The sequence below is a fragment of the Pedobacter sp. 01N310 genome (assembly GCF_056399805.1).
Genome location: NZ_JBFTSB010000001.1, coordinates 542131 through 557536, shown reverse-complemented (window position 1 = coordinate 557536; position 15406 = coordinate 542131). Strand labels below are relative to the sequence as shown.

Genomic DNA, 15406 nt, shown 5'->3' with positions numbered 1-15406 from the left:
AAGGTAAAGCCAGAGCTTGTATTCGCAGAATAGCGCCACCGCTTACGGTTATGCTGCCCTTAAGCAGTGCGCCACAAGCGGCCAAGCACTTGCACTGCCTGCCACGATTATGACGGCCCATTTTAGCTCAATTTAGCTCAAAATGAGGTGCCAATGCTGCTAATCTGCTAGGTTTGAACATGGATTTAAACAAAAAAACAAAATTATGGCAACGCATTTGCTTATTAATCAAGTCTTCAGAGTTTCACCACTGTTTTAGCACCATTGTATTGAACAACTTTAGCCTCTTCAGCTGTATTACCAATGGCAATCACTCTAAAAATTCTTTTGGTTAACATCCCTTCGTAAGTACCCTCACGATTGCCGATTGTTAGCGTACCATCGGCATGGTTGTACTCAAAATTGATCGTTGAAAATGCACCCTTTTCGTAATTATAGTTGTTTCCTTCGTCTTCGTATAAACTGAACTTTCCATCTTTACCTTTGTAAACCCTGATCTCTATATCATCAGCTTTCTTTTCTGAAGTATATTGCATCACATCACCAACAGGCAAAATAGTACCTGCAGGAACAAAAAGAGGAATACGCTCAAGTGGTGCTTCTATATTCAACTTTTGGCCGCCTTCAATCTGCTTTCCTGTATAGAAATCATACCATTTGTTTCCTGCCGGAAAATAAACTTCGCGGCTACGTGCTTTGTAACTATAAACAGGACAAACCATCAAGCCTGAACCCAAAAGGAACTGATCACTCACGCCATAAGTTTGTTTATCGGCAGTATAATCCATTGCGAGCGATCTCATCAGGGTATAATCCTTATGATACGCCATTCCTGCCAACGAATAGATGTAAGGCATTAAGCGGTAGCGTAATTCATCGTAATAAACCAGACTTTTGTAAACCGGATGGCCTTCTGGAGCAAGGTTATAGATTTCGCGGTAAGGAAACTGGCCATGACTGCGGAACAGTGGGCAAAATGCCCCAAACTGGAACCAACGCAAATTTAACTCACGCCATTCTTTCAGGTCAGCATTCTCATTGCCAGTCTCGTCAAAAATAAGCTGGCCATCTCCATAACGTTTCTCCACACAGAAGCCGCCAATATCCATTGTCCAGAACGGAATACCCGACATTGCAAAATTAAGCCCGGCAGGAATCTGTGCTTTTAGGTCTTCCCATCTTGAGGCGATATCGCCACTCCAGGTAGCGGTAGAATACCTTTGTAAACCCGCAAAACCAGATCGCGTTAACAGAAATACCCGTTTGTTATTATCCGCTTCACGCTGCCCGTTATAAATAGCGTTGGCGTTCATCAGTGCATATGCATTAAAGTATTTTGTAGAAGAACCCAGCGCGGTAGGCCCGCACAGTTTCTTGCGGTAGTCCATGTCGGTACAATCACGAATGTTGGGCTCAGAAGCATCCATCCACCAGGCATCGAATCCCTTTACGTAAAGGTTTTCTTTCATCTGTTTCCAAAAAAGTTTTTGCGCATCGGGGCTGTAGGCATCGTAGAAAGATCCTACATAACCCGGGCCTATCCAATCGCGTACACTATCCTGCACTGCCTGCATATACATCCATCCTTTTTGCTTAAATTGTTTAAAATGATCTGTTGTAGCATAGAATTTTGGCCATACCGATATCATGATATTTGCATTTTCTTTATGCACGGAGTCTACCATTCCTTTGGCATCAGGAAACCGTTTCAGGTCAAACTGATGGCTTCCCCAGGCATTTTCGGGCCAATAATTCCAATCAAGCACAATATTATCAAGCGGAATCTTACGCTTCCGGTATTCACTTACAACGTTTAATAGTTCATCCTGGGTTTTGTAACGCTCACGGCTCTGCCAAAAACCCATTGCCCATTTGGGCATAATACTCGCCTTGCCAGTCAGGGTGCGGTAACCACTGATTACATCGTCCATGTTTTTGCCGGCCACGAAATAATAATCCATCTTATCGCCCATTTCTGACCAAAAGGATATATTACCGTTTTTTTCTATCGGAGATGAAGAAAGTGCTTTAAGGCCAACATAGGAAACACCTCCATCGGGTTTCCATTCTAGTCTTATTTTGGTGCGTTTTCCCTTTGTTAGCGAGAAAGGAAACCGATAAGTATTCGGATTCCATGAAGTTCTCCAACGCTCCGGTACTACCAATTTTCCATCAAGCCATACTTTGGTATAACCTGCATAATAAAGACTAAACTTGTAAATATCAGTTTGGTTGGCAAGAATTTCTCCTTCCCACACTACAGAACCATTGTTAAAATTAAAATCTGCAGGAAATTTCTTCACAGTTGTGAGGTTTTCATAGTCGATTGCCGACTCCTGACGGATAATAGGCGCGTTATTTTTTTGATTATACGTAGCGGTAAGGAAACCTTTTTTGCCTTGTTTATTAAAGAGGGTAAACTGGTTCAGGTCTTTATAATCTCGGGGATCGCCGTATTTACTCTGCGAATAATTATCCCACAATACCCCATAGTTATTTGTAGACATGATGAATGGCACCGCCACTTTCGTATTGTACTGGAAGAGGTCTTCGCTTTTATGTTTATAGTTAAAATCGTCAGACTGATGCTGTCCGAGCCCATAAATGGCCTCGCCTGGAGTACCCGAGAAGACCTGTTGCATGGTATATCCTTTATCGTTTTCAACATTAATAGGACTAAAACTTCTTTTTGCCTCCTGTAGTACTACTTTTCCAAATTTATCAGTAAATGAAACCTTACCTGTAACAAGGGAAACCTTAACGGTAAGTTCCTGGGTAGAGAGTTGGGCAAATTCTGCATTTCCTGTTACTTTGAAAGGTACTGTCGGAGTCAGCCCAGCTACTACGCAAAGGCTTGTAACCTGGGGAATAGTGCTTTCGGGTGAAGCCTGTACCCTAACAATACGGCTGTTGATCACATTTATTTCAATAGTTTTGGCAGCTCCTCCCTTGGGGTGTACCTTCATTCCATTCTCCAGCGTCTCAACAGCTTCAGCAGCAAGCAGTCTCCCAGCAACAAATAAAAATATAATAAAGAAAGAGAATCGTTTCATAACGGAACAAAGAATTAATTGGTTAGAATATGGTGGTATGTTTTTATGATGCAAAACTACAATGCCATATCATGACCACAGAGCAGTAATGTTAAATTAGTAAGCAGAAATGTTAACTACGAAACTTTTCGAGGGGTATTTTTTAAACAGAAAGATTGCCATGCAGATAATTAATCTGATGTAACCTATCTGATTAACAGCTAATAAAGGGGATTAGATTAGAAAATTTAATTTTAGCAGATCAGAAGCAATCTATACTCACCATCTTTTTCGTTGGGTGCGCGGTGCACGCATGGTAAAACCTGTTTACCAGGATAATCTACTGCCAACCTCCATAAATGCCCCAATCCCAAATTAATAGGCCTTGCATCAGCTTTGGCCTGGTAATGCAGGTCAAAATAATGTTCCATCAAAAAGCTTTCAAATTCCGATTCCGGACCGTTATGCAGCTCTTTGAGCTTTTGCCGGATTTCAGGGACCAGGATTTTTTGTTCAGCCTGATGATTAGCGATGATTTCACTTGCCGCACCATAATAGGTACATAAAAAAGTATCCGTACCGATAGGCGAACGGTCTACATGGAATGAATATACATCTGTTGAAATGAAACCGAGTTCCTCATCCCGCTGATAACTTTTGATTAAATTGAGCGAAGGCGATGCTCCGGAGTCTGCCAACAACTGAAAATCACTTAAGATAACTTCCCTTGCCATACTACCTTGTTCCGATAGCTTAAGCGCATGGAGATCTTCCATAGAAACTTCAGTGAGGTCCGCTTTCAGTTCAAGTTTGGATACAATTTCCTTAAAGTCGCCAACCAGGTCTCTCTGCCAGCAAATTGCATTTATATCTCCCTTAAAATTCGTATTCAAAAGATGAGAAAAAGTGGAAACCACCGCAACCTGTTTGCTGTTAGAAAATCTATTATCCATTTCTTAATTAAGCTATTTGGCCATAACCTCCAGCAAAAATAAGGAATAGCTCAGAGGATTGTTGGAAATGAAATCTATTTTTCAAAAATCATGGTTGATCGGAGTCATTTTTGCCTGTTTGGGATACACCTTGTGGTCTCCTGGCATAAGAAAAAGTGGTTTATGGTCGCCACAAGAAATACCCATTCAATAAGTTTCTGTTATGGTTTTAATTTTGGCAATGCAGATGCCTTCGTGAGCCTTCTCTCTATCTTTATCTAGGATCTGCTTCGCTTTATCCTGGATAAATCTAGTCAGGCTCCACTTTTCAGCTCACCATGCGTAATCGAAAATGCTGCGCTACGCTTGTGTTAAAACATAGATCGAATCCTGTTGCTTTGCAGCTACTGATTCTCACACATTTTCTCAGTTCGCAGGCGGTGAGCAGTATATTAAATGTAATTTGTATCTTAGATAGATGGACACTAATAGTAAGGAAATTTTACTTTCATTGATCAAGTATTCGAGTGAAGATCGTCTCAAGCAACTTCAAAGAGGCGAACTGTATTTTAATATTTTGGAGTTCTTTGAAGGCTGTGATAATAATGCTGTTGGTGATAAATATGAAAGGGTATACAAACAAACTATAGGAAAGGGCGTCACAATAGACCTTAAAAGGGAGTTCTTTGATATATCTGTTGAATCAATCCGATTACCTGATGGAAATTACCTTTCTACCTATAGAAATGAAGAGCTGTTTATAAATATCTTTTGCCTCTACGCAGTCACCAGCCAGAACGATTTTAACATGCTACATGAACAACTTCCTGCTGAAATGAAAGACTTTGGTTCTCACATGCTTATTATACAAGGCGTGGCAGAATTTATAAGACGCGTTGAATTGTCACTGACCAAACTTAACTTGAACTTTCATACAAGTCCTGTTAAGTATACAGACTTTGGCATGACGGAAAGATCAAAAAGCTACTTCGAAAAGCCATTAAGATATAAGTATCAAAGAGAATTTAGATTCGCATTCAAAAATACGGTTAAACGCGCTGAAATCATTGATATTGGAAATATCGAAGACATATCAATACTCTTGAGTATTGATAAATGCAAGTCAATAAGAATCTATCAGAAAACCGATGATATGATTGAGCACTTAGTGGAGGTGCATAGGACGCTAATGAAAAATCACTTTGATGCTATCGTAGCTTATAATAATCACATAAATTCCAACGGAGGCGGTTGCGAACTACCTAGATTGTTAGAAGATTTTAATGTTGCTGTATACCAGCTTAAAGCGTTCGAGGAGTCACACGGTCTAGTTGAGTACAGAGAAAAAATCTCGAATTCAATATTGAATGGTAGGTAAAAACTGCAAGACGATGCACATTTCCCTGTCGTATCTGTTTTATTACCCTCTTCAAAATAAAAATGTGCAACGAGTGGTCAGCATTATGATTGTCGTTTTAAAAGGTAAACAACTGTTTGGAGCACTCCTGACCTTGTAAACACAACATCGATATCTACACCTTTTCAGCATATCCAAAAACTGGTAACTCTCCCCTAAAGTAGGTTAAGTAAAAAATCTTGGATATTGATAAGATGGATTGGTTGACTTGCAATCATCTCTCATTCTATTATCTTTGCATAACTAAATCTCTCTTATAAAGTTAACGCTCGATGAAACGACACATTCTATCTTTAAAGGCAACTTTAGCAATTATGATTATGCTGACAGTCTCGGTCATAACATTCGCACAAAAGCCAACCTCCCAACACTTAACTTTCAAAGGCGTACCGATAACTGGCACCTTGATAGATTATGTATTTAAGATGAAACAGAATGGTTTCAGCCACATCGCAACTAAAGATGGGACAGCGATCCTCCAAGGAGATTTCGCAGGTTATAAGAATTGCGTAGTTGGGGTTTCAACGCTTAAGCAAAAAGACTTGGTCTATCAAATAGCTGTTGCCTTTCCAGACAGAGAAACATGGTCAGCACTATACGGAAATTACAGTAGTCTGAAAGAGTTGCTGACAGAGAAGTATGGGAAACCAAGTACCAAAGTTGAAAAATTTGATGACGAGCGTCAGGATGATCATAATAAGATGTATCAAGTTCAGTTTGATAGATGTAAGTACTACTCGATTTGGCAGACGGAGCAGGGTGACATAGAAGTTTCGATTGAACATAACAGTATAACAAGTTGTTTTGTTAAGCTAGCTTACTTAGATAAAATCAATGGAGCTATCATAAGAGCCAAAGCAAAAGACGACTTATAGAGTAGAAAGGTGGTTAACCGTAAGTTATAGCACTAGGTAAACCATATCCGCTTATACACCATCTGCAATTAAGAGATCAATAACTAAATCCAGGAGTTCATCAGATGGAAGCGTGCATGTAAAAGGCTATGCTCGTAAAGATGAGCATATGTTAAGCTACATACAAGATCAGCACCAAGAAGATATTAATCACAAAATGAAAGAAACTATAATAGCAGATTTGACAATGTTTCATAAGAAGCTAGCGACTTTAAGGAAATCAACTACCTTTAAGTTCAGAGGACAAAGTAATGCTGATTGGAAACTCGTTCCCAAAGCTGGCAGAGATGAGTTTTCTCATTCAAATGATGAAAAGTTATTTAAGCAATGGAAACGCAGAGCAGTATCTCTCCTTAACAATGACCGTTATAATGACTGGGAGTTACTGTCAATTGCACAACACACAGGTCTACCAACTCGAATGCTTGATTGGACTCATAATCCTCTTACAGCTGCTTTTTTTGCATCAGCAGATAATTTGGATGTTGATGGTGCTATCTACATACACAAAGTTACCCGATTTGTAAATGTTGAAAAAAACCCTAATCCTTTCTTAATCAAAGCACCATCCATAGTTATTTACCAGCCAAATACACCAACTATGAGAATCGCTAATCAATATGGTTACTTTTCCATTCATAACCAACCCATTCTTGAGTTTGACAACAAATCATTCAAAGGGGAGTTGGAGAGATTTATCATTCCAAAGAGTCTAAAGGAGGAAATGGTACATATGCTTAATCATTACGGCATTAATTACCTCAACTTATTCCCTGATCTTGAGGGGCTATCAAAACATTTGTGTTGGTTTGCTGAGCATTACAAATTTTGGGATGGTACAATACTGGACGAATGAACGAACAAACTCAACATGCATTCCTTGAATTAGAACAGTATGGAGTCTCGAATACTGAGGCAAAAAAGATACTTATTAAAACACTGCTAGACAATGGCGTCCGATCTCCCAAAGGTGGATGGGAAAGAGCGACCTTTGATATATCTAGAAACGGTGCTACTAATAAAGTTTCTTTTAGAGAGCTGTTAGCAGATGTCAAGGCCAATGGATATGAATCTGTCTCGCAATCTAATGCTGATAATAGAGATGAAATCTTTGGAGGTATGTTCGGGATAACAACGCCAACTATGGGGTTTCTAAAGATCGAATCCACATATGCTGGACATACAAAATCCCTTACACCGCCGATGACCAATATACCTGTGGAAATGGCTCTCTCTGAAGACATTCTATTTTATAGAGAAGAAGCCTGTATGTACAGCGATGAGTATGATTTTGTAATGTGCACAAGATATTATAGAGCATATCTTACTGCCTGTATTTCACTTGTTGATGCATTCATTAATCGGCACATATTGATATACAATCATAGTGGTATTAAGTCTCCGGTTCTTGACGAACTAAAGGTGACTTCTAGATTGGAAGACAGATTAAATCTTTTTATGGCATACTCCGCAGGTGGTAGTTTGAATGACATTAACGAAGGAAATCAATGGACTCAATTCAAGGCTCTTCGCAGGCTTCGTAATGAAATGACACATATAAATGAACCAAGTTTAGGCTATTCAATACATGAGTTCGCCGAGCATTTAAACTATGTAAAGAAAGGTATAGGTGGGCTGCTTAAATTGATAAGAAACAAACAGGGTAAACCTAGTTTGGCTTTCATTGAAAGACTGTATTATGCACCTTTAGTGTACTTTAATGAAATTACGCATAAAGAGGATGGCAACCACATTATAAAGAGAAGAAGATGACGACAACCCATGAGGGCTAGTAAGGAAGTATCTATCCAACTATAGCACCAATATAAGCTTATCCTCCCAATACGTTTAAAAGAACTATTATTAAACACTACTTTCTCTAAAATGCGTCCATTACCAAATTCTACAATAAGGGTTTTAGCTTATAAAGCATTAGATCGTGACTTTGACAGGACTTGGTCTGATTGGGCAGTTGAAATGCTAATGAATGGTTATGATACTGAACATCTTGTTATCTTGGCAGGTATGGGTGAGCCATTCGATTACTTTGAAATGCAGACCTTGACTACAAAAGCACTTAATGAATGGGGCTTGGACTTCTCTGATAAACTCCAAACTGTATGGAATTATGTCAATTACCTTATACAGATGCGCCTTGATGGTACGCTAGAATCAGTAACAGTTCTTACTGAGCTTAGAGATCTTTACCTTGAACTTGATTATGAGAAATCACTTCAGGAGTTCTACTTTCTGTATTATGCCAAGAGTGATTTAATAAGTGACGAAGTACAATGGTATATTGATGGAGTGGACAGAATCAATATTGATGAGACAGTAATCAGGTACTTTAACGAGTGGTTAAAACTAAAATCACATACAAATGAACAATAAGAAGTTAATTGTACTGATCTTTCTAATAGTAGGATGCAGGTCACCATTTGTAGATTCATATAAACAGATTCAGTCATCGATAGAGAAGTCAAATGCTATCTTACAAGTCTCAAACCGGAAGATATTAAAAGAGATTAAGGCTAAGGAAATTAATGCAATTTCAAACGAGGCTGATTCTATACAGTTTGCTAATCAAGATCTCAATGGCTTGATTGACGAATACAAAAAGCAAATCGAGAACCTTGATCTAATTGGATCTGATGTAGATATCGCCTATAAAGTCCTTGCTACTCCAGATTTTATTAAAGGTGCTTTAATGTCTGCTACTTCCACTCTTGTTGAGAGAGTTTCAAAAGTTGAAGCTGAACAATCAATGAAGAACCATCTTGATAGTCTCATACTCGAAGTTGCTCAGGCTCATACAAACTCATTATATTTTGAACAACGTTTCAAAGGCATCCCTTCTGCTAACGCCTTGGTAGAACTTGCTAATCTACAGTTACAAAGCTCGGAAATGACAAATATCAGTTTAGCGTCTCTTGATAAAAAGTGTTTGCTTATAAAGCATGGAGTTGGCGGCTCACCTTTAAAAACCAAAGACGGATATCCAAAACTAAAACCTTCCCCTTAAAAGAAAGAAATAGATTGAAAGATGGATATTAGGAAGTAAGGGGTAACTGCCAATTCCACTTATCAGAAAACTAAATGAGAGCCAATGAGCAGTTCTAATAGAAACGATATGGTTAAATGTTTGAATCAAACTGTGATACCAGTCTTAAGAAGTTTAAACTTTAAAGGCTCTTTCCCACACTTTAGACGGCAGACAGATGAACGGATTAACCTTTTAACGTTTCAGTTTGACAGAAGTGGTGGTGGATTCGTAATTGAAATTGCCAATTGCCAACCAAATGGCATTATAACTTCTTGGGGACTCGAGATTAAGCCTAATAAAGTAACTGCTCATGATGTTAACAAGCGAAAGCGTATTCAAAGCAACATGAATACCGAGAGTAGTCTAAACGAAGATTGGTTCCGTTACGACAAAGATTATCTATTTGGGCTAGGTAACGTTTACAAGAAGATTTGCAAAGAGGTGCTGCAAAGAATACCCATTGCGGAAGACTACTGGAAAAACGGAGAAGTTAATGATTGATATTATGGTATCTATCTAACTATTGCACCAATTTAAGCTTCTCCCCTCAACACATTTCAAGAAATTCCGGCATAAACGCTCAGATAGCCACCACACTGGCTATTTATATCCGTTGCTTCTTGATTTAGTTGAGTTGAAAGCTTGGTACATGTGCCATATTTAAATAGATACAACTATGGTACAAGAACAATTTAAAGTAGCTGAAGTGCAGGTAAGCTACAAACCAGATTACAATATCACGGATCGCCCTAAGATTACCTCATCAAACCAAACGTTTCAGCTTTTAAAGAGTCAATGGGATATGGGGAGGATCGCATTTCTCGAAGAATTTAAGATCTTGCTTCTTAATAGAAGTAACCGAGTGCTTGGTTTTGTTGATATCTCAATGGGTGGTGTTAGCGGTACTTATGTTGATCCAAAGATAGTGTTTGCTACTGCCTTAAAAGCTAACTGTTCATCAATTATATTGGCTCATAACCACCCAAGTCAAGATCTTAAACCGAGTGATGCAGACATTAAATTAACAAATAGATTGGCCGAGTGTGGAAAGTTGCTAGATATTAATGTATGGGATCATATCATTATAAGCGAAAACAGCTATTACAGTTTTGCTGACGATGGAATGATCTGAATAATTTGGAATTGAAAACCAAACAAAATAACTTTGATTTAATTAAACAATTTTAAACAAGCGCACCAGTTGCGCGCCAAATGCGAAACAAAACAGTATAGCATGTGAAATAAAAAATGGCTCTCAGATGATCTGAAAGCCATTGACTGTACCCCGGAAGGGACTCGAACCCCTGACCCTCGGTTTAGAAAACCGACGCTCTATCCAGCTGAGCTACCGAGGCTCATTTTTTAATGAGCTGCAAATATAGAAGTTCTATTTAATATGTAAAAATATATTTTAAACTATTTAGAGGGTACTTTTTCTATTTCAAATAAGTATTTAAGAACGAAGCAATTAAAATTAAATTTGGGCGGAATAAATTTGATTTCACCCCATAAAAAACGTTGTTTTTCACCCTATTCTGTACCAAAAGTACATAGCGAGTATCCAAAAAACAGGATAAATCTAAATTACGCGTCTTCTCCGTTCCAAATATCATCATCGGCATGCCGAATTTTGTCGTGACCGACGGTTACACTCTTTAATTCTTCATGGTGATAATTTCTTTCAGGATTTTCTGGCAATCTACTGTCGTGATTTAGTGGCACCTTCCGTAAATGCTCAGGCTTCTTAACCTCAGGTAAATCATCATGTACAACAGAAGGCGTTAAGATCTTCTTCTTGGGGTTATTGCTGTTTTCCATAATTTTAAGAGACTCAAATTTCAAGCCACAAGCAAAGGTGAGTTAAAATTTCGGGAATTGGTGTGTATTTATGGATAATAAGGATCAGCGCTAAGTGTTTGTCGGTTGGCGAAAGGCAGATGCAAGCTCAGCCATTACAAAAAATGCGCACAAATAAATAAGTTTTATTTGTGCGCTTATGTGTTAAATTAACGCTAAAAGATCCTTCGACTACGCTCAGGATGACAAAGCGAATGTGTTTCTCTAGGAAAATTGTTTAGTAATTCCCTGTAACGCCTATTTCTAAGCCTCTTAATTCGGCTAAACCCCTTAATCTGCCTATCGCCGAATAACCTGGGTTGGTTTCTTTGGCCAAATCATCCAACATTTGGTGGCCATGATCTGGGCGGAAAGGAATTGATTTATCGCGCAAAGCATTTTCTTCTGATAAGGCTTTCATGATTTCATACATGTTCACATCACCACCTAAATGATCTGCTTCGTAAAAACTACCGTCCTCATCTTTTTTAACGTTACGCAAATGCGCAAAATAAACACGTTCCTTAACTGCATTGAAGATCTCTAAAGCATTATTCCCCATTCCGGCACCTAATGAGCCTGTACAGAAACAAACACCGTTAAAAGCCTGGTCTACTTCTTTAATAATATAATTAAAATCTTCGAGCGTACTCGCAATTCTTGGCAAACCTAAAATAGCATAAGGGGGATCGTCAGGATGGATGGTCATTTTAATACCTTCTTCTGTACAAACATCAGCAATAGATAACAAGAAAAATTTCAAATTTTCTTTTAATCCTTGTCTTCCAATGGCTTTATATTCATTAATGCTATTACGCAAAGTCTCCAACTCGATTTCTTTTTCGGTCGGGATGCCCATTAATACATTGATGCGAAGATCAACTAAATCCTGCGCTGTTAAAGTAGCATGTTTAGCTGCTGCCCTATCTAAAATAGATTGCGAATAATCTGCTTCTGCACCTTCTCTCTTCAAAATATAGAGATCAAAAATGGCCAGATCGATCCAGTTAAAATAAAGGGCTTTCGATCCATCGGTCATTTCCAGGTCCAATTGTGTACGTGTCCAATCTAAAACAGGCATAAAGTTGTAGCACACAGTCTTAATTCCGCAGGCCGACAGGTTACGCAAAGAGGTTTTATAATTTTCGATATACTGCCCTGCATCTGCCCTACGCGTTTTAATCGCTTCATGCACGGGAACACTTTCTACTACCGACCAGGTTAAACCTGCTGCCTCGATAATGGCTTTTCTTTCCTGAATATCATGTAATGGCCAAACTTCACCATGTGGTATATGATGCAGTGCGGTTACAACGCCCGTAGCTCCTGCTTGTTTAACATCTTGTAGGCTAACTGGATCGTTCGGACCATACCAACGCCAGGTTTGTTCTAATTTTTTATACTTCATTGTATTTGATTGCACAGATTAAGATTACACTGATTATGTGATTGTATTGATATCTAAACGCCAGAAAATGCTGTAAATCCCCCATCCACGGTAACATTCTGTCCATTTACAAATTTAGAGGCATCACTTAGCAAATATACTAAAGCGCCAATCAATTCTTCTGGCGCTCCAAACCGTTTAAAGGGTGTTTTAGAAATGATGGCCTGCCCTCTTGCAGTCAAAGAACCATCTTCATTGGTTAATAACGCCCTGTTCTGGTTAGTAATAAAAAAGCCGGGTACAATGGCATTTATCCTGATTTTATCCTGATAACGATTGGCTAATTCAACAGCCATCCATTTGGTATAACAATCTATAGATGTTTTGGCCAATGAGTAACCCAATACGCGTGTAATGGCCTGATTAGCAGAAACTGATGAAATATTCACAATACTACCCCCATTTTTCGCGATTTCTTTACCGAAAATCTGTGTAGGCAAAATAGTTCCAAATAAATTGAGGTCAAATGCTTGTTTTAGGGCTGGAATATTAAGATCAAAAATATCACTTCCGGGCTGAATAACGGCTTCCGCCACATTTCCACCTGCTGCATTAATCAGCGCATCTATGCGACCAAATTCTTTGATAATGATTTCATTCGCATTAAGCAGATTCTGCTCATCCAATACATCAGCAATAATATAAATAGCTTTTCCTCCTGCGTTTGTTACATCAGCAACCCTTTGCTTTGCAGCGTCTTCATTTCTTCCTATAACAACGATTACAGCACCAGCTGCACATAATCCATTTACAAAAGCCTCGCCCAAAACACCTGTAGCACCTGTAACTACTACAACCTTGTTTTTCAGCGAAAACAGACTTTCTACTTCTTTTACCATTTGTTTAGTTCTTTTTAAGTTTATTTAACAGCGCCATCGAAAGCATTATTTTAGGAGCAAAACTAGTTTTCTGTAAGCTGTTCATATTTTATTTGTATTTGACCTGCATCTGGTCGTAAAAATCTTTCAGCACGAAGAAGGCTTTCTTTTTTTTACCTGTTTCGCTGATCAAGCCTTTACGGTTCCAGAAATTCTGATAAATAGGATGTTGTCTTCTTGGTGACCTGAAATCGGTCAAAATCCATGGCGTCATGCCTCTTAAAGCCCCAATTTTGCTTAACATAGCAATCTGATTTTTGTACAACGCCTCTTGGTATTCTTCGCTCCAACGTGTATTTTCATCGGCGTGGAAACCGCCCAAAGCATCGCCCCCAAACTCAGTAATTACCACAGGTTTTTTATATTTAATATCGAAATTGTATTTGGTAATTTCGGATGGATTACCTCCCCAGTACCAACCAGCATATTCATTAAAACTTACCAGATCGATTTTTTCGCCCAGGGGATCGTTTAAAATGATGTTATTTCCCTCGCGGTGTACTTCTAAAGCAGCAGCCACTAAACGGGTATCATCCAAAGAGCGGGCAGTTTCTGCCAAATTGCTCATAAAACTCAAACGGGCATCGCTTAACGGGGTTTCGTTGCCAATAGACCAGACGATCACACTTGCCCTGTTTTTATCTCGTACGATTAAATCAGTCAATTGCTTTTTTGCATTGGCATAGGTTGCCGGATTTGTCCAGCTGATGGTCCAGTAAACAGGAACTTCAGCCCAAACCAATAGTCCCATTTCATCAGCAAGGCGAATCATTTCTTCGTTATGCGGGTAATGCGCCAGGCGAACGTAGTTACAGTTCATTTCTTTTGCCCATTGCAACATCATACGCATATCGCCTTCTGAGCGTAAACGACCAGCTAAAAGCGGGTTTTCGTCATGTAGTGAGATTCCTCTTAAAAAAACAGATTTACCGTTTAACAAGATACTATCGCCATCAACCTGAATGGTTCTGAAACCAATTTTATCGTTGATATTTTCTTTATCGGTTTTAATATTTACCGCATATAATTTTGGTGTTTCTGGCGACCATAAACTTAAATTGTTCCAGATAAACTCATCTACAATTTTACCTTCGCTATCTGTTTTGTATTTCTTTTCGAGCTTCAGCTCTGGAATAGAAAGCATAATTTCCTGTCCAACGGTTGCATCAGCAAGTTTTACCGAAAAATTTAATAAGTTATTGCTTCCTTTAACAAGCTGAAGTTTATAGTCACTGATAAAATGTTCAGGAAATTCGGCTAAGTAAACATCGCGTGTAATGCCGCCATAGTTCCACCAATCGGTATTTACAGTTGGAATTTCATCCTGTTTACGGATATTATCAACTTTAAGCACAATGGAGTTTTCGCCAATTTTTAAGTTGCTGGTTACATCGAACTGGAAAGGTGTAAAACCGCCCTTGTGTACCCCCAGTTTTTTACCGTTGAGGTAAACATGGGCTTCGTAATTTACTGCACCGAAATACACGAAATATTTTTTCCCTTTTTCTGGTTTTGCATCAAACTTTTTGCGCAGCCAGACATTGCCTTCGTAAAGCTCTAATTTTTCCGATTGCGAGTTCCAATCGCCAGGAACATTCATTTGTGGCGAATGATCGAAATCATACTCGATCAGTTCTGACTTGTCTTTCTGAGTTTTATCATCGTAATAACCTCCGGTTCCGGTTTTCGACTGGTCGAATGGATCGTGACGATAATCGTAATAACCGTTTTCGTAAGGATCAACAATATAATTCCATTTACCATTAAGGCTCTGAATTTTCCGTCCCTGAATGTTTTGTATAGCGGTAACCTGACCGTAACTGATTGATGAAAGGAGCGAAAAGCAGATTAAAAATACGCTATAGGTTGTTTTTAGCATAACTTAAGTTTTAATATTAATTAATTGA

General features: G+C 38.8%; 14 protein-coding genes and 1 tRNA gene. 8 read left to right on the top strand and 7 right to left on the bottom strand.

What is annotated here, in order from left to right; genetic code table 11:
• Positions 1–236: 236 nt before the first annotated feature.
• Entirely contained in the window at positions 237–3053 is a 2817-nt protein-coding gene (locus tag AC1DNH_RS01940) for a TIM-barrel domain-containing protein (RefSeq protein WP_477582565.1), read from the bottom strand.
• A gap of 233 nt (positions 3054–3286) precedes the next feature.
• Positions 3287–3985, bottom strand: coding sequence for a DUF1826 domain-containing protein (locus AC1DNH_RS01935; protein ID WP_477586028.1), 699 nt, complete (start codon positions 3983–3985; stop codon positions 3287–3289).
• Positions 3986–4442: 457 nt separating this feature from the next.
• On the opposite strand from AC1DNH_RS01935, the gene AC1DNH_RS01930 reads away from it, so the two are divergent.
• The 8 genes from AC1DNH_RS01930 to AC1DNH_RS01895 all read left to right on the top strand — a co-directional run bounded on the left by AC1DNH_RS01930 (position 4443) and on the right by AC1DNH_RS01895 (position 10470).
• Positions 4443–5342: a hypothetical protein gene (locus tag AC1DNH_RS01930; protein ID WP_477609262.1), complete on the top strand. Its 900-nt coding sequence runs from the start codon at positions 4443–4445 to the stop codon at positions 5340–5342.
• 311 nt (positions 5343–5653) lie between these two features.
• Positions 5654–6256 carry a hypothetical protein gene (locus tag AC1DNH_RS01925; RefSeq protein WP_477583575.1) on the top strand — a complete coding sequence of 201 codons (603 nt, stop codon included), beginning with the start codon at positions 5654–5656 and terminating at the stop codon, positions 6254–6256.
• Between the two features lie 148 nt (positions 6257–6404).
• The gene (locus AC1DNH_RS01920; protein ID WP_477583573.1) at positions 6405–7151 is read left to right on the top strand and encodes an FRG domain-containing protein; all 747 of its coding nucleotides are present in this window, start codon (positions 6405–6407) and stop codon (positions 7149–7151) included.
• The gene (locus AC1DNH_RS01915) at positions 7148–8068 is read left to right on the top strand and encodes a hypothetical protein (RefSeq protein WP_477583571.1); all 921 of its coding nucleotides are present in this window, start codon (positions 7148–7150) and stop codon (positions 8066–8068) included. The genes AC1DNH_RS01920 and AC1DNH_RS01915 overlap by 4 nt, the downstream gene beginning before the upstream one ends.
• Before the next feature lie 111 nt (positions 8069–8179).
• A complete protein-coding gene (locus AC1DNH_RS01910) occupies positions 8180–8686 on the top strand; it encodes a hypothetical protein (protein ID WP_477583569.1) in 507 nt (168 codons plus the stop codon).
• A complete protein-coding gene (locus AC1DNH_RS01905; RefSeq protein WP_477583568.1) occupies positions 8676–9317 on the top strand; it encodes a hypothetical protein in 642 nt (213 codons plus the stop codon). The genes AC1DNH_RS01910 and AC1DNH_RS01905 overlap by 11 nt, the downstream gene beginning before the upstream one ends.
• A gap of 84 nt (positions 9318–9401) precedes the next feature.
• Positions 9402–9839 (top strand): DUF4304 domain-containing protein, encoded by a 438-nt coding sequence (locus AC1DNH_RS01900; protein ID WP_477583566.1) that lies wholly within the window; start codon positions 9402–9404, stop codon positions 9837–9839.
• A gap of 175 nt (positions 9840–10014) precedes the next feature.
• Positions 10015–10470: a JAB domain-containing protein gene (locus AC1DNH_RS01895; protein WP_477610819.1), complete on the top strand. Its 456-nt coding sequence runs from the start codon at positions 10015–10017 to the stop codon at positions 10468–10470.
• A gap of 149 nt (positions 10471–10619) precedes the next feature.
• On the opposite strand, the gene AC1DNH_RS01890 is transcribed toward AC1DNH_RS01895, so the two are convergent.
• The 5 genes from AC1DNH_RS01890 to AC1DNH_RS01870 form a co-directional block, all read right to left on the bottom strand.
• Positions 10620–10693 (bottom strand) — tRNA-Arg (locus AC1DNH_RS01890).
• Positions 10694–10922: 229 nt separating this feature from the next.
• A complete protein-coding gene (locus tag AC1DNH_RS01885) occupies positions 10923–11156 on the bottom strand; it encodes a hypothetical protein (protein WP_477610820.1) in 234 nt (77 codons plus the stop codon).
• A 256-nt stretch (positions 11157–11412) separates the two neighbouring features.
• Positions 11413–12582 carry a mannonate dehydratase gene (uxuA, locus tag AC1DNH_RS01880; RefSeq protein WP_477585101.1) on the bottom strand — a complete coding sequence of 390 codons (1170 nt, stop codon included), beginning with the start codon at positions 12580–12582 and terminating at the stop codon, positions 11413–11415.
• Between the two features lie 53 nt (positions 12583–12635).
• Positions 12636–13460 carry an SDR family oxidoreductase gene (locus AC1DNH_RS01875; RefSeq protein WP_215127668.1) on the bottom strand — a complete coding sequence of 275 codons (825 nt, stop codon included), beginning with the start codon at positions 13458–13460 and terminating at the stop codon, positions 12636–12638.
• Positions 13461–13548: 88 nt separating this feature from the next.
• The gene (locus tag AC1DNH_RS01870; RefSeq protein WP_477625111.1) at positions 13549–15378 is read right to left on the bottom strand and encodes a glycoside hydrolase family 2 protein; all 1830 of its coding nucleotides are present in this window, start codon (positions 15376–15378) and stop codon (positions 13549–13551) included.
• Positions 15379–15406 lie beyond the last annotated feature (28 nt).